13 protein-coding genes are annotated in these 15,311 nt (G+C 75.0%); 9 read left to right on the forward strand and 4 right to left on the reverse strand.

Going from position 1 to position 15,311, the window contains the following annotated elements:
* The first annotated feature begins 7 nt into the window (after positions 1–7).
* The 7 genes from NL142_RS03985 to NL142_RS04015 all read left to right on the forward strand — a co-directional run bounded on the left by NL142_RS03985 (position 8) and on the right by NL142_RS04015 (position 9,116).
* Positions 8–1,222: an NAD(P)/FAD-dependent oxidoreductase gene (locus tag NL142_RS03985; protein ID WP_435081061.1), complete on the forward strand. Its 1,215-nt coding sequence runs from the start codon at positions 8–10 to the stop codon at positions 1,220–1,222.
* Positions 1,219–1,557: a (2Fe-2S)-binding protein gene (locus NL142_RS03990; RefSeq protein ID WP_012037493.1), complete on the forward strand. Its 339-nt coding sequence runs from the start codon at positions 1,219–1,221 to the stop codon at positions 1,555–1,557. Before NL142_RS03985 ends, NL142_RS03990 begins: the two co-directional genes overlap by 4 nt.
* Positions 1,554–3,227: an FAD-dependent oxidoreductase gene (locus NL142_RS03995; protein ID WP_435081062.1), complete on the forward strand. Its 1,674-nt coding sequence runs from the start codon at positions 1,554–1,556 to the stop codon at positions 3,225–3,227. Before NL142_RS03990 ends, NL142_RS03995 begins: the two co-directional genes overlap by 4 nt.
* Entirely contained in the window at positions 3,224–4,141 is a 918-nt protein-coding gene (locus NL142_RS04000) for a dihydrodipicolinate synthase family protein (protein ID WP_435081063.1), read from the forward strand. The genes NL142_RS03995 and NL142_RS04000 overlap by 4 nt, the downstream gene beginning before the upstream one ends.
* Before the next feature lie 7 nt (positions 4,142–4,148).
* The gene (locus NL142_RS04005) at positions 4,149–5,150 is read left to right on the forward strand and encodes a proline racemase family protein (protein ID WP_194683214.1); all 1,002 of its coding nucleotides are present in this window, start codon (positions 4,149–4,151) and stop codon (positions 5,148–5,150) included.
* Between the two features lie 25 nt (positions 5,151–5,175).
* Complete coding sequence (locus NL142_RS04010; protein WP_435081064.1) at positions 5,176–6,687, forward strand: aldehyde dehydrogenase family protein; 1,512 nt, start codon at positions 5,176–5,178, stop codon at positions 6,685–6,687.
* A 182-nt stretch (positions 6,688–6,869) separates the two neighbouring features.
* Positions 6,870–9,116, forward strand: coding sequence for an acyl-CoA dehydrogenase family protein (locus tag NL142_RS04015; RefSeq protein WP_435081065.1), 2,247 nt, complete (start codon positions 6,870–6,872; stop codon positions 9,114–9,116).
* A gap of 70 nt (positions 9,117–9,186) precedes the next feature.
* On the opposite strand, the gene NL142_RS04020 is transcribed toward NL142_RS04015, so the two are convergent.
* The 3 genes from NL142_RS04020 to NL142_RS04030 all read right to left on the reverse strand — a co-directional run bounded on the left by NL142_RS04020 (position 9,187) and on the right by NL142_RS04030 (position 10,634).
* On the reverse strand, positions 9,187–9,534 hold the full coding sequence (locus NL142_RS04020) for a type II toxin-antitoxin system PemK/MazF family toxin (RefSeq protein WP_435081066.1): 348 nt from the start codon (positions 9,532–9,534) through the stop codon (positions 9,187–9,189).
* Positions 9,528–9,779 (reverse strand): CopG family transcriptional regulator, encoded by a 252-nt coding sequence (locus tag NL142_RS04025; protein WP_435081067.1) that lies wholly within the window; start codon positions 9,777–9,779, stop codon positions 9,528–9,530. Before NL142_RS04025 ends, NL142_RS04020 begins: the two co-directional genes overlap by 7 nt.
* 72 nt (positions 9,780–9,851) lie before the next feature.
* Entirely contained in the window at positions 9,852–10,634 is a 783-nt protein-coding gene (locus NL142_RS04030; RefSeq protein ID WP_194683211.1) for a GDSL-type esterase/lipase family protein, read from the reverse strand.
* 157 nt (positions 10,635–10,791) lie between these two features.
* Here NL142_RS04030 and pip point away from each other — a divergent pair, with 157 nt between their 5' ends.
* Entirely contained in the window at positions 10,792–11,760 is a 969-nt protein-coding gene (pip, locus tag NL142_RS04035; protein ID WP_435081068.1) for a prolyl aminopeptidase, read from the forward strand.
* Between the two features lie 19 nt (positions 11,761–11,779).
* Here pip and NL142_RS04040 read toward each other — a convergent pair whose 3' ends face one another.
* The gene (locus NL142_RS04040; RefSeq protein ID WP_194683209.1) at positions 11,780–12,277 is read right to left on the reverse strand and encodes an FAD synthase family protein; all 498 of its coding nucleotides are present in this window, start codon (positions 12,275–12,277) and stop codon (positions 11,780–11,782) included.
* A 377-nt stretch (positions 12,278–12,654) separates the two neighbouring features.
* On the opposite strand from NL142_RS04040, the gene NL142_RS04045 reads away from it, so the two are divergent.
* Positions 12,655–15,291, forward strand: a complete 2,637-nt coding sequence (locus NL142_RS04045; protein WP_435081069.1) for a right-handed parallel beta-helix repeat-containing protein — start codon at positions 12,655–12,657, stop codon at positions 15,289–15,291.
* The last annotated feature ends 20 nt before the right edge of the window (positions 15,292–15,311 follow it).

Raw genomic sequence — 15,311 nt, forward strand, 5'->3', positions numbered from 1 at the left:
GGACACCATGACGCGTCACGTGGTCGTCGTGGGCGGGGGTATCGTCGGGGCCGCGTGCGCCCGGTCGCTCGCCCGTGCCGGGATCCGCGTCACGGTCGTCGAGCGCGCCGCGGTCGCCTCCGGCACGAGCGCGCAGGGCGAGGGCAACATCCTCGTCTCCGACAAGGGACCGGGCGCCGAGCTCGAGCTCGCGCAGCTGGCCGCCCGCCGCTGGCTCGAGGTGGCCGCGGAGCTCGCGGACGAGCTGGGCGACGCGCTGCCCTCCATCGAGTACGAGCCCAAGGGCGGGCTCGTCGTCACGACCACAGACGAGGGCGCGGATCCGCTCCTCGCCTTCGCCGCCACCCAGCGCTCCGCGGGCGTCGACGCCGTGCCCGTCGACCGGCGCCGGGCGCTCGAGCTCGAGCCGTGGCTGAACCCCGCGATCACCGCGGCCGTGCACTACCCCGAGGACGCGCAGGTGCAGCCCGCGATCGCGACCGAGGCGCTCGCCGCGTCGGCCAGGCGCGCAGGCGCGGTCGTGCGCACCGGGGTCGAGGTCATCGGACCGCTGCTCGACGCGGACGGCGCGCTCCGCGGCGTTCGGACGAGCGCGGGCGACATCGCCGCGGACGACGTGCTGATCGCGGCGGGACCGTGGTCGGGCGAGGTCGCGCGGACCCTCGGCGTCGAGCTGCCCGTGCTGCCACGCCGCGGCGTCGTCCTCGTGACCACGCGCATGCCGCACCGCATCCGGCACAAGGTCTACGACGGCGACTACGTGGGCGCGGTCGGATCCGGCGACGGGGCGCTGCAGACCTCGGGCGTCGTGGAGTCGACGCCGTCGGGCACGGTGCTCATCGGATCCAGCCGCGAGCGCGTGGGCTTCGACGCGTCGCTGCGCGTGGCCGTGCTGGAGGAGCTCGCCGCGAAGGCCGTGCGGCTCTTCCCCTTCCTCGTCGAGGCGAACGCGATGCGCTCCTACGGCGGCTTCCGCCCGTACCTGCCCGACCACCTGCCGGTCGTCGGGCCGGATCCGCGGCTGCCCGGCCTCTGGCACGCGAGCGGCCACGAGGGCGCGGGGATCGGCCTGTCGGTCGCGACGGCCGACCTCATCGTCGCGCAGATGACGGGTGTCGCGACCCCGCTCGACGTGCGGCCCTTCTCCGTCGCGCGCGCGTCGCTCGGGCTGCCGATGCCCGGCGTCGCGCTGCCGACCGATGCGGCCGGAGCGCGCGCATGACGCCGCGGCGCGTGGATCCGGCGCGTGACCCGATCCGCCCGGAGCCGGCTGCGGCCGTGCGCTTCACCGTGGACGGGGATCCCGTCGAGGGCGTCAGCGGCCAGACCATCGCGGGCGCGCTGCTCGCCTCCGGCACGCTCGCCTGGCGGACGACCGCGAGCGCAGGCCGTCCCCGCGGCGTCTTCTGCGGGATCGGCGTGTGCTTCGACTGCACCGTGACCGTGAACGGGCTACCGGACGTCCGCGCCTGCCAGCGGCGCGCGGTCGAGGGCGACGTGGTCGAGACCGGGCCGGGCGCGACCGTGCCCGACGCGCGCGCGGGGGAGGCGTCGTGAGCGGCGCGGACGACCGGCGGCACGTCGTCGTGATCGGCGCGGGACCGGCAGGGCTGGCCGCCGCGGTCGCCGCCCGCGGTCGCGGCGCGCGCGTCACCCTGCTCGACGCGTCCGACGAGCTCGGCGGCCAGTACTGGCGGCACCTGCCGACGACACGGCCCGCCGCGCGCGAGCGGATCCTGCACCACGGCTGGGACGCGTTCACCGCGCTCCGCGGGCGGCTCGCGGCCGACGACGGCTGCGAGATCGTGACGGGCGCGCAGGTGTGGGCGATCGAGCGGCCGGCACCGGACGCGGACGCGCCCGCCGTCGCCGACGCCGACGCGCCAGCGCCGCCCGCCGCCGTCGTGCACGTGCTGGTCGGCCAGGTCGACGGATCCCGCCGCGAGCCCCTGACCCTCCGCCCGGACGCGCTCGTGCTCGCGACCGGCGCGCACGACCGCACGCTGCCCTTCCCCGGCTGGGACCTGCCGGGCGTCTTCACCGCGGGCGCCGCGCAGGCGCTCGCGAAGGGCGAACGCGTTGCGATCGGCGACCGCGTGATCGTCGCGGGCGCCGGCCCGTTCCTCCTGCCGGTCGCCGTGTCGCTCGTGCAGGCGGGGGCGCGCGTCGTCGGGATCCACGAGGCCGCGCGCGTGCCCGGTCTCGCCCGCGGCTGGCTGCGCAGTCCGCTCGGCCTCGCTCGCACCCCGCACAAGGCCGCCGAGCTCGCCGGGTACGTGTCCGTGCTGGCGCGCGAGCGCATCGGCTACACCACCGGCAGCGCGGTGGTCGCGGCGCACGGCACCGACCGCGTCGAGGCCGTCACCGTGCAGAGACTCGACGCCTCGTGGGCGCCGATCCCGGGCACCGAGCGGCGGATCGAGGTGGACGCCGTGTGCGTCGGCCACGGGTTCACGCCCCGGCTCGAGCTGCCGATCGCCGCGGGCTGCCGCATCGACGCCGACCGCTTCGTCGAGGTCGACGCGTCCCAGGGCTCCGGGCCGGCTGGCGTGTTCGCGGCGGGCGAGATCACGGGCATCGGGGGAGTGGACCAGGCGCTCGCGGAGGGCGAGGTCGCGGGGCACTGCGCCGCGGGCGGATCCCCGTCCGACGCCGCCGTCGCCCCCGCGGTCCGCCGTCGGGCCGTCGCGCACGACGTGGCCGGCCGCATCGAGGCCGCGCACGGGATCCGCCCCGGCTGGACCGGCTGGCTCCGCGACGACACGCTCGCGTGCCGCTGCGAGGAGGTGCCCGTGGGTCGGATCCGCGCGACCGCCCGCGCCGCGCGCTCCACCGACCTCCGCTCCATGAAGCTCGCGACGCGCGCAGGCCTCGGCATCTGCCAGGGCCGCGTCTGCGGGCGGACCGTCGAGCAGCTGCTCGAGGCGGAGGCACCGGCGTGCGGATCCGCGCCCGCCGCCTCCCCGCCCGCCGCGGTCGCTCCGCCCGAGCCCGGCCCCGGATCCGACCGCCGCCCCATCGCCTCGCCCGTGCGCCTCGGCGAGCTCGCCGCCGCCTACGATCGCCGCGACGCCGGACCCCCGTCCCTCGCCGCGGCCGCGCCCGGCGTCGACGACCCGCCCGCCGGCGTCGCGGATCCGCCACCCGCCGCCGACCCGCCGCGCGAACCCGCGCCCCCGACCACCCCAGCACCTCCCCGCACCACCGACCGGAAGGACACCCCTTGACCGCACCCGCCCTGGACCTCGGAGGCGTCGTCGTCGCCACCACGCTGCCGTTCCGCGAGGACGCGTCGGCCCCCGCCGGCCTCGCCGTCGACTACGACGCGTACGCCGCCCACTGCGACTGGCTCATGTCGAACGGCTGCCGCGGCGTCGGCCCGAACGGATCGCTCGGCGAGTACTCCTCGCTCACCGACGAGGAGCGCCGCAAGGTCGTGCAGGTCGCGGTCGAGACCGTCGGCGACCGCGGGATCGTCGTGGCCGGCGTGCACGGCGTCGGCTGGCACCAGGCGAAGAAGTGGGCCGAGATCGCGGCCGAGGACGGCGCCGACGGCGTGCTGCTCCTGCCGCCCACCATCTACCGGGCGAGCGACGACGAGGTCGTCGAGCACTACGCGCGCGTCGACGAGGTGGGCCTGCCGATCATGGCCTACAACAACCCGTTCGACACCAAGGTCGACCTCACGCCGCAGCTCCTCCAGCGCCTCGACGCGCTCGAGAACGTCGTGGCGATCAAGGAGTTCTCGGGCGACATCCGCCGCGTGACGGAGATCCAGGACCTCACGGGCCTCGACGTCATCGCGGGCGCCGACGACCTGCTGCTCGAGTCGCTCATCATGGGCGCCGTCGGCTGGTTCGCCGGCTACCCGAACGCGTTCCCGCGCGAGGCCGTCGAGCTGTACGGTCTCGCGACGAGCGGCCGCATCGAGGAGGCGAAGGAGCTGTACAAGCACCTCGTGCCGGTGTTCCGCTGGGACTCGCGCACCGAGTTCGTGCAGGCCATCAAGCTGTCGATCGACGTGGCCGGCGAGAGCACGGGCGGTCCGACGCGTCCGCCGCGCGCGCCGCTGCCCGCCGCCGTCGCGGAGCAGGTCACGCGCGACACGCGCCGCGCGCTCGACCACCTCGCCGGGCGATGATCGAGGGATGAGGTCCTCCCGCGTCTTCCACGCCGTCGACTCGCACACGGAGGGCATGCCGACCCGCGTCGTCACGAGCGGCTTCGGCGTGATCCCCGGCGCGACCATGAACGAGCGCCGCCTGCACCTGATCGAGAACCTGGATCACCTGCGGCTCCTGCTCATGACGGAGCCGCGCGGGCACGCGGCCATGAGCGGCGCGATCCTGCAGCCGCCCACGCGCGACGACTGCGACTGGGGCGTCCTCTACATCGAGGTGTCCGGGTGCCTGCCGATGTGCGGCCACGGCACCATCGGCGTCGCGACCGTGCTCGTGGAGACCGGGCTCGTGGAGGTGCAGGAGCCGGTCACCACGATCCGGCTCGACACCCCGGCCGGGCTCGTGATCGCGCGCGTCGACGTGGAGGACGGCCGGGCCGCGTCCGTCACGATCGAGAACGTCCCGTCCTACGTGGAGCGGCTCGACGCCTCCATCGACGTGCCCGGCTACGGCACGGTCCCGTACAGCCTCGCGTTCGGCGGCAACTTCTACGCGGTCGTCGAGCTCGACGCGCTGGGGCTGCCGTTCGACCGGGAGCGGCAGCAGGAGATCCTCCAGGCCGGGCTCGCGATCATGGGCGCCATCAACGACCAGGACGCGCCGTCGCACCCGGAGATCTCCGGGGTCGACCACTGCCACCACGTGGAGTTCCTCGCGCCCGGATCCGACGCCAGGCTCTCGCGGCACGCCATGGCGATCCACCCCGGCTGGTTCGACCGGTCGCCGTGCGGCACCGGCACGTCCGCGCGCATGGCCGAGCTGTGGGCGCGCGGCGAGCTGGCGGTCGGCGACGAGTTCGTCAACGAGTCGTTCATCGGCAGCCGCTTCACCGGCCGGATCCTCCGCGAGACCACCGTCGCCGGCCGGCCCGCCATCGTCCCCGCCATCACCGGGCGCGCCTGGATCACCGGCATGGGACAGTACCTGCTGGACCCCACCGACCCGTTCCCGAGCGGCTTCCGGTTCTGAGCCGGCGCCCCCACCGAGGAGAGACATGACCCCGCACGAGACCGACACGACCACCGACCAGGCCCAGGACCCCGCCGTCGCCGCGACCGTCGACGCCGTCGCCGCGCTCGCCGCCGAGGCGGCCGCGCCGCTCGCCGCCCTGGCGCCCGCCGCCCGCGCCCGCGCGCTCGACGCCGTCGCGGACGCGCTCGAGGCGATCCGCCCCGAGCTGCTGCCCGTCGCCGAGCGTGAGACCGCGCTCGCGCCCGGCCGCCTCGCCGGCGAGCTGACGCGCACGACCGTGCAGCTGCGGATCCTCGCGGCCGCCGTGCGCGACGGCCGCTACCTCGACGCCCGCATCGACCACGCGGACGCCGACGCGGCACCCGCCCCGCGCCCCGACATCCGCCGCTACCTCGTGCCCGTGGGCCCCGTGCTCAACTTCGCGGCGTCGAACTTCCCGTTCGCGTTCTCCGTCGCGGGCGGCGACACCGCGTCGGCGCTCGCGGTCGGCTGCCCGGTGGTCGTGAAGGCGCACCCGGGTCACCCGGAGCTGTCGCGCCGGGTCGCCGAGGCCGCGTCCGCCGCGCTCGTCGCGGCGGGGCTGCCCGAGGGCACGCTCCAGCTCGTCGAGGGCGAGGAGGCGGGGCTCGCCATGCTGCGCGACCCGCGGATCCGCGCCGCCACCTTCACGGGATCGCTCCGCGCCGGCCGCTTCCTCGCCGACGTCGCCGCCGCCCGCCCCGACCCGATCCCGTTCTTCGGCGAGCTCGGCAGCGTCAACCCCGTCGTCATCACCGAGCGCGCCGCCGCCGAGCGCGGGGAGGACATCGCATCCGCGCTCGTGGCGAGCGCCGCCGGATCCGCCGGGCAGCTCTGCACCGCGCCCGGCATCGTGCTCATCCCCGCGGGCCACGGCCTCGACGCCGTCCTCGCGGAGGAGGCCGGCGCCGTCGCGCCGCACGGGATGCTCAACCAGAGGATCGCCGAGGGCTACGCGGGCGGCCGCGCCGCCGCCATCGCGGTCGACGGCGTCCGACTCGTCGCGGAGGGCCGCGCGCCCGCAGGCGACGACGGATCCGTGACCCCCACCGTGGCCGCGGTCTCGCTCGCCGACTTCGAGGCCGCGGAGGACGTGCTGCGCCACGAGGTCTTCGGGCCGTTCGCGCTCCTCGTCGAGTACCCCGCGGGCACCGACCTCGCCGGACTCGCTGCCCGCACCTTCACGGGCGAGCTGACCGCGAGCGTCCACCTCGGCGCCGAGGAGGCCGACCCGGCGGCTGCCGAGCTGATCCGCGTGCTCGCCGCGCGCGCCGGCCGCGTGCTCGTCGACGCCTGGCCCACGGGCGTCTCCGTCACCGACGCGCAGCAGCACGGCGGACCCTGGCCCGCGACCACGCTCGACCGCGGCACGAGCGTCGGCACGGCGTCGCTCGACCGGCTGCTCCGCGGCGTCGCGTTCCAGGGCGTGCCCGACGCGCTGCTGCCCGAGCCGCTGCGCACCGCTAACCCGTGGGGCGTGCCCCAGCGGGTGAGCGCGCGCGGCGCCCGCGCCTGACCCGCGCCGCCGCCGATCGGGCCGCCGGGGCGGCCCGCCGCTGAGGGTTCCCACAACCCGCGACCGCCTGCCGCGGGAGCGCGTTGGAGGCCCGCGACGTGTTTTTCGGCAGGTGGAGGATCCGTGCATAGCGTGGCCGGTGCAGGCAGGGATGCCGGCGCAGGCGACGGCACGGAGGATCCATGGTCGACACGGCGGCACGAGGACGCACCACCCGCGGCACGAGGGGACGAGGCCCCGCCGCGGGCCCGCAAGACGGCGGCGCGACCGCGGAGGGGACGCTCGACGGCGACGCGGTCCCCGAGGGCGCGCTCCGCGAGGCGGGCGTCCCGGTCGCGGGCGACGTCGACGCCGAGGTCGCGCGCGAGCTCGACCGCGCCGACGGCGACGCGGGGACCGACACCGGCCCCCGCGTCGACGTCGAGGGCCTCGGCCGCGTGCTCCTCGGCCGCTGGGCCGACGTCCGCCGCTCATCGCGCGAGCTGACCAGCCGCCCCGAGCTGCACCGCGTCGAGGGCCTCGACATGCACCAGCACCGGGCGCGCGTGAGCGAGCAGCTGAGGATCCTCGTCGAGCACGGCGGGGTGCACCGCGCCTACCCGGTGTCCGTCGGCGGGCTCGAGGACCACGGCGGCAACATCGCGGGCTTCGAGGAGCTCGTGGCGGCGGATCCGTCGCTCCAGATCAAGGCCGGCGTGCAGTGGGGCCTGTTCGGCTCCGCGGTGATGCACCTCGGCACCGAGCGCCACCACCGCGAGCTGCTGCCGGGGATCATGACGCTCGAGACGCCCGGCGCGTTCGCGATGACCGAGACCGGCCACGGATCCGACGTCGCGAGCATCGGCACGACCGCGACCTACGACCCCGAGACGGGCGAGTTCGACCTGCACACCCCGTTCCGTGCGGCGTGGAAGGACTACCTCGGCAACGCGGCCGTCGACGGCCGTGCTGCGACGGTGTTCGCGCAGCTCGTGACCCGGGGCGTCAACCACGGCGTGCACTGCTTCTTCGTTCCGCTCCGCGACGAGACCGGCGCGTTCCTGCCGGGCGTCGGCGGCGAGGACGACGGCCTCAAGGGCGGCCTCAACGGGATCGACAACGGCCGGCTCCACTTCGACCACGTGCGCGTGCCGCGCGCGAACCTCCTCAACCGCTACGGCGACGTCGCCGAGGACGGCACCTACACGTCCGAGATCGCGAGCCCCGGGCGCCGCTTCTTCACGATGCTCGGCACGCTCGTGCAGGGCCGCGTCTCGCTCGACGGCGCGGCGACCAGCGCCGCCAAGATCGCGCTGCAGATCGCGATCACCTACGGCAACCAGCGCCGCCAGTTCGTCGCGGGCGGCACCGACGAGGAGGTGCTGCTCGACTACCAGCGCCACCAGCGCCGGCTGATCCCGCGGATCGCCACCACCTACGCCGCGTCGTTCGCGCACGAGAAGCTCCTCGTCCAGTTCGACTCGGTGTTCAGCGGGAAGACCGACACCGACCAGGACCGGCAGGACCTCGAGACCCTCGCCGCCGCGTTCAAGCCCCTCAGCACGTGGCACGCGCTCGACACGATCCAGGAGGCACGCGAGGCGTGCGGCGGCCAGGGCTTCCTCGCGGAGAACCGGCTCGTCGGGCTCCGCGCCGACCTCGACGTCTACGCGACCTTCGAGGGCGACAACACCGTCCTCCTGCAGCTCGTCGCCAAGCGCCTGCTCACCGACGTCAACCGCCGGTTCGCGAAGGCCGACTTCGGGGTGCTCGCGCGCTACGCCGTGGAGCAGGCCGCGGATCGGACGCTCCGCTCGACCGGCCTGCGCACGCTCGGGCAGGCGCTCGCTGACCGGGGATCCACCGCCCGCTCCGTCGGCCAGCTCCGCGAGCCGGACACCCAGCGCGCGCTCCTGACGGGCCGGGTCGAGACGATGGTCGGCGAGATCGCGACCGCGCTCCGCGCCACCCGCAAGATGCCGCCGGCCGAGGCCGCGGCGCTGTTCAACCGGCACCAGCACGCGCTCATCGAGGCGGCCCGCGCCCACGCGCAGCTGCTGCAGTGGGAGGCCTTCACCGAGGCGCTGGATCCCGCGTCGGAGACCGGCCGGGCGATGGACGACGGCACGCGCCGCATCCTCACCTGGACCCGCGACCTGTTCGGCCTCCGCCTCATCGAGGACGACCTGGCCTGGTACCTGATCCACGGCCGCATCAGCTCCGCGCGCGCCCGCGCCGTCACGGCCTACGTCGACCGGCTCGTCGCCCGCCTCCGCCCGCACGCGCAGGACCTCGTCGACTCCTTCGGCTACACGCCGGCGCACGTCCGGGCTCCCGTCGCCTCCGGGGAGGAGAAGGCCCGCCAGGACGAGGCCCGCGCCTACCGCGACGCCCGGATCGCCGACGGCTCGGCGCCGCGCATGGAGAAGGGCGAGAAGAAGAAGGGGTAGCGCGGAGCTCGCCTACTCGTGGAGCGCCGCCTCCGCCTCGCTCGCGACGACCGTGCGCGGCAGGCGGTGGTCACACGGCGAGGAGGAGCCGCACCGCGGCCGACACCTCCGCCATGAGGTAGCCGGGGAGGTGGCCCACGGGGTGGGGCTCGATGGACTCGCGACTGACCGGCCCGATCTGAGGGACCACCGCTACCGCGTCCTTGTCCAGCCCGGACGCGGCCGCCGGGATGAACACGTTCCCCGGGAAGGCCTGGAGTCGCACCTGCGAGGTGAACGGGATCAGCACGATCGTGGCGACGCCGCTCTCGTTGAGCCAGTCGTCGTGGATGACGAGGGACGGCCGGATCTTCGCCGGCTCCGACCCTCTCGGAGCCCCGAAGTCGACCCACACGACGTCCCCGCGCGCGATCACCACTCCGAACCGGTCCGCGCGATGCGCTCCGACTCGCGAAGGAAGTCCCGGCCGGCGGTGGGCTGTCCGACCTCGGCGATGGCAGCGTCCGCGAGGCGCGTCAGCTCCGCCTTGCCGGCGCCCTCCAGCTCATCGGCGAGCTTCTGTCCGGCGACGCGGTAGAACTCAGAGCGGGTCATCCCGAAGCGCTTGGCGACGCGATCGAATCTCTCGAAGTCGACGTCCGGGACGGAGATGGCGGTCTTCATGGCCGTGAGTATGACCGGTCATACCCCGCTCGTCCGGCTCACCCTCGGCCGTGCTCGGGGCCCGCGTCGCTGTCAGCGGGCGACGGGCCGCGGGTCGCCGAGGAACGGCATGACGGCCTCGGCCCAGTGCGCGTGCATCACGCGGTAGGAGAAGCGGTCGCGGACGTGCAGGCGCGTGCCGGAGATGTCGGGGTAGGGCGCGTGGATGACGCCGCGCTCCGGGTCGTCGAGGAGCGCCGTCGCCCCGTTCAGCCGGGAGACCTGGGCCTGCAGGAGCTTCCGGGCGACCATCGGGATCGGCTGGAACCGGTCCATGGGCGGGATGCCCGTGACGACGATCCGGCACCCGTCGCCCGCCTGCGCGCGGATGCTGTCGACGATGCCGGTCAGCCGGTCGACCCACTCCTCGACCGACGTGGCGACGAGCACGTCCGGGATGCCGAGGGCCACCACCGCGAGATCCAGGGGCGCCGCGGTGCGGCCGGCGACGGCCACGGCGGCCTTGCGCGCCGTCATGTCGTACGCCGCGATGCTCTCCCACTCCACGCCGCGGCCCGTCTGCGCCGCGCGCCGGGCGGCGATCTGCGCGGGCATGGCCATCCCCGCGAGGAGCACGCCGTACCCGGCGACGCCGATGTCGCCGATGAAGAGGACGCGCTCGGGATCCGGGCCCGGGGCCGTGGAGACGTCGTCGTGCTGCGGGAAGATGCCGGCCTCCATCTCGCGCATGTAGAGGAGGAGGTGCAGGCGCAGGGTGGGCCGCGCCACGACGGCCACGGCGCCGAGGGCCAGCGGCGTCAGCGCGGCACGGGCGACGGTCCGCGGGGAGGGACGCCTCACGGGCAGGGCGGGCAATGGGTCCTCGTCTCCGGGCGGGGATGCGGTGGGTTCCCTCGCAGGGTACGCGGAGCGGGCCGCAGCGCCCACCCGACCCGCGGATCGACGGGTGGTCGGCAGTGCGCGGACAGCGTCGCCCGGCGGGCCCCGCGTCGCCCGCCCGTAGGCTCGTCGCATGCAGAGCCTCTTCCCCGAGATCGACCCGCACGACACCGGCATGCTCGACGTGGGAGACGGCCAGCTCCTCCACTGGGAGGTCTCGGGGAACCCGGACGGGATCCCCGTCGTCTTCCTGCACGGCGGGCCCGGCGGCGGCACGAGCCAGACCCACCGGCGCCTCTTCGACCCGGCCAGGTACCGCATCGTGCTCGTCGACCAGCGGGGCTGCGGCCGGAGCACGCCGCACGTGTCGACCCCGGAGGCGGACCTCTCCGTCAACACCACGTGGCACCTCGTCGCCGACCTCGAGCGGCTGCGCGAGCACCTGGGCGTGGAGCGCTGGCTGGTGTTCGGCGGATCATGGGGCTCGACCCTGGCGCTCGCCTACGCCGAGACGCACCCGGCCCGCGTGACCGGCCTCATCCTCCGCGGCATCTTCACGCTGCGCGCGACCGAGCTCGACTGGTTCTACGAGGGCCCGGCCGGCATGGTCTACCCCGACGGCTGGGAGGCGTTCACGGCGCCCGTGCCCGGGGTGGAGCGCGGCGGGATCATCGCGGCGTACGCGGCGCTGCTCGCGGATCCCGACCCCGCGGTGCACGGCCCGGCCGCGGTCGCGTGGAGCACGTGGGAGGCGTCGGGCATCACGCTGCTGCCGAAGCCCGACGTGGTCGCGCGGTTCGCCGAGCCGTCGTACGCGCTGGCGTTCGCGCGCATCGAGAACCACTACTTCATGCACGGCGGCTGGATGGAGGACGGCCAGCTGATCCGCGACGCGCACCTGCTCCGCGGGATCCCCACCGAGATCGTGCAGGGCCGCTACGACATGTGCACCCCGGCCGTCACCGCGTGGGACCTCCACCGGGCGCTGCCCGAGGCGCGCTTCACGATGGTGCCGGACGCCGGTCACGCGTTCGACGAGCCGGGGATCCTCGACGCGCTGATCGACGCGACCGAGCGCGCGGCGGACCGGCTGGCGGGCTAGCCGCGCATCCGCCCGGCCGTCAGCGGCCGACGAGCGCGGGGGAGCCGTGCGCGGCGGGCTGGGCCAGCGTCGCCGCGGGAGCCGCCGCGGGTGCGCCGACGCCGCTCAGGATGTCGAGCGCGCGCCGCAGCCGGGTGCTGGAGGTGTGCATCGTGTACGGGAAGTACACGACCTCCACGCCGACGGCCGCGAACTCGGCCTCGAGGCGCTCGCCCTTCGCGGTGCCGCGCCAGTCGTCGCCCTTGAAGAAGACGTCGAAGCCGACCTCGCGCCAGGTGTCGACCTTGTCCGGCAGCGTCTCCGCGCGGGCCTGGTCGACGTAGCTGATGTGGCTCACGATCTCGAGGCGCTCGGCGAGCGGCACCACGGGCGTGATGCCCTTGTTGAGCTCGAGCATCTCGTCGGAGACGACGCCCGCGATGAGGAAGTCGCAGCGGCTCTTGGCGTGCTTGAGGATGTTGAGGTGTCCGACGTGGAAGAGGTCGAAGGCACCGGCGGCGTAGCCGATTCGGGTCATGGCACACGTGTCTCGGGTCGTCCGCCGTCCGGGCGCGGGTACGCGCGGATGCGGGATCGGGTGCAGCCCGGTGCGGGTACGCCGGGCGGGGGCCTCCTGCTCCTCACGACGCGGGTACGTCGGCCGCCCTGGGTGGGGGCGACGGGGAGCGGGTGGACCTCCGGCGATCTTACGGGCGACCCGGCCGGCCGCGGAAGCGGGATACCCGAACGGGGGGCATCCCGCTGATCCCGGGGGCGCGCCCCCGTCGCGGCGGCCATGACCTCCGTTCGGGGGACACAACAGGCTGTTGCTGGGTTACATTCAACGAACCCCACCCGTCTGGTGGGTTTTCATCAGCTTGTCTGACGGACCGATCCGAGCGAGGACCCGCCCGCATGCGCCACCGCACCCCACCCACCCGATCGATCCCCACCCGAACCGCCCGGCACGCCGCACCCGCACCCGCATCCCGCCCCCGCCCCGCCCGCCACCTGATCGCGCTCGCCGTCGCCGTCGGCCTCGCCGTCCCGGCCGCGCTCGTCGCCCCGCAGACCGCGGTCGCCGCGACCGGGCAGGACCTCACCGCGGGCACCCCCGTCTTCTCCGACTCCTTCACCCGCAGCGCGACCGGGGGATGGGGCGCCGCCTCGGGCACCGGGGCGTACTCCTACGACGGCGTCTCGGCCTTCCGCGCGAACGGCGCGCAGGGCGTCATCGACCTCAGCCGGGCGGGCATCGCCGCGTCGGCCGCCGTGCCCGTGGCGGCCCCCGTCGACAGCGAGACCACCGTGCGGGTGCTGATCCCGCGCGTGCCCGCGGAGGGCAACGGCGTCTACGCGGGGGTCCAGCAGCGCGTGACGGGCTCCTCCTACTACCAGTCGAGCGTGCGGGTCGACAGCGCGGGCGACGCGCGGCTCTCGGTCGTGCGCGTCACCGGATCCACCGCGGCGCAGTCCACCGTCGTCGGCGACACCGTCGTCGCCCGCGGCGTCACGCCCGGCCGCGTGGTGGTCATCCAGTCGCGCGTCTCCGGATCCAGCGCGGTCGCGGTCGACGCCCGTGCGTGGGTGGAGGGCCAGGCCGTCCCCGGCTGGCAGGCCGCCGCCGTCGACACGAGCGCCTCCCGCCTCGCCTCGGGGACGGGCACGCGCCTGTGGTCGTACCTCTCGAAGTCGTCCGGGCCGCAGGCGATCGCGTTCGACGACGTGGCGGTCCGTCCGCTGACGACGCCGGTCGCGGCACCCTCGCCCACGCCCACGCCCGCCCCGACGACGCCGGCTCCCGCCCCCGGTCCCGGTGCCGGATCCGGGTCCGGCACCGGCTCGTCCGACGCCGAGCAGGGCGTCTCCCTCGGCGACGCCCGCACGGGCGCCGGCTCCGCGCCCGTCGGATCCACCTCCTACGCGGTCCCCTCCGACGCGGTCTTCGTGGCGCCGAACGGCTCGAACGGCGGCTCCGGCTCGAAGTCGTCCCCCTACGCCACCATCCAGAAGGCCGTCGACGCCGCCCCCGCCGGGCGCACCGTCGTCGTCCGCGCCGGCACGTACCACGAGTCCGTGGTGATGCCCCAGGGCAAGGCCCTCACGCTGCAGTCGTACCCGGGCGAGAAGGTGTGGCTCGACGGCAGCCGCCAGGTCTCCTCCTGGACGGCCTCGGGATCCACCCGCTACGCGAGCGGCTGGACCGTCGCGTTCGACGCGAGCCCCACCTACACGCGCGGCAAGCCCGACGGCACCGCGACCGGCTGGCAGTTCGTCAACCCGTCGTACCCGATGGCCGCCCACCCGGACCAGGTCTGGATCGGCCAGCAGGCGCAGAAGCAGGTCGCCTCGCGCGCCCAGCTCGTCGCCGGCACGTTCTACGTGGACACCGCGGCGGACCGCCTCTACATCGGCTCGGACCCCGGCAGCCAGCCGGTGCGCTCGAGCGACCTCGTGCAGGCGCTCAGCGTCCGCGGCGACGGCAGCACGGTGCGCGGCATCGGCATCCGCCGCTTCGCGCCGTCGGTGCCCGACCTCGGCGCGGTCGTCGTGCAGGGCCGGAACGTCACGGTGGAGAACCTCGTGATCACCGACAACGCGACCACCGGCATCTCCGTCACGGCGACCGGCGCGAAGGCGACCGCGCTCACCGTGGCCCGCAACGGCATGCTCGGGATGCACGCGAACTACGCCGACGGGCTGCGCGCCTCGCGGCTGCTCGTCGCCGACAACAACACCGAGCGGTTCAACCGGGCGCCCGTCTCCGGCGGCGTCAAGATCACCCGCAGCCGCGACGTGGACGTGGAGGACAGCGCTATCCTCCGCAACGCCGGGAACGGCCTGTGGTTCGACGAATCCGTGTACGACGCGAAGGTCACGGGGAACGACGTGATGGACAACTCGGGATCCGGCGTCGCCTTCGAGCTCTCGGCGACCATCGCGATCGTCGACAACGTGGTGGCCCGCAACGGCGAGGAGGGCGTCTGGATCGACGACACCGGCCACGTGGACATCTGGAACAACACGTTCGTCGCGAACGACCGGAACATCGACATCTCGCAGGGCACGCGCCGCGCGTCGAACCTCTCCACGCCCGGCCACGACCCGCGACAGAAGCTGCCGGACCCCACCGTCACGTGGGTGGTAACCGACATCGACATCGCGAACAACGTGATGCAGGGATCCACCGGGAACGCCCTGCTGGCCGTCGAGGACCACTCGCACCAGCGCTCGGCCGGCCAGATGGGCATCACGACCTCCGGCAACGTGTACCAGCGGGACGCGGGGAACCGCCCCGGCTGGGCCGTGGTCTGGTCCCGCGGCGCCGGCGATCCGGCCGTGTACGGATCCGTGCAGGCGTTCAGCGCGGCGACCGGCAACGACCGCACCGCCCTCGCCATCGACGGGCGCCCGGTCGTGGGATCCGGCTTCCGGCTCACCGACGAGGTGCGCCGCGTCGAGACGCAGGTGGCCGTGCCGCTCATCGGCGCGGTGGCGGGCCTCATCGGCTGGCTGACCGGGGCGCGCGAGCTCGGGGCCGACGTGGGCTGATCCCGCGCGCGTGACAGGAC

This window comes from Clavibacter quasicaliforniensis (assembly GCF_051201715.1).
Classification (GTDB): domain Bacteria; phylum Actinomycetota; class Actinomycetes; order Actinomycetales; family Microbacteriaceae; genus Clavibacter; species Clavibacter seminis.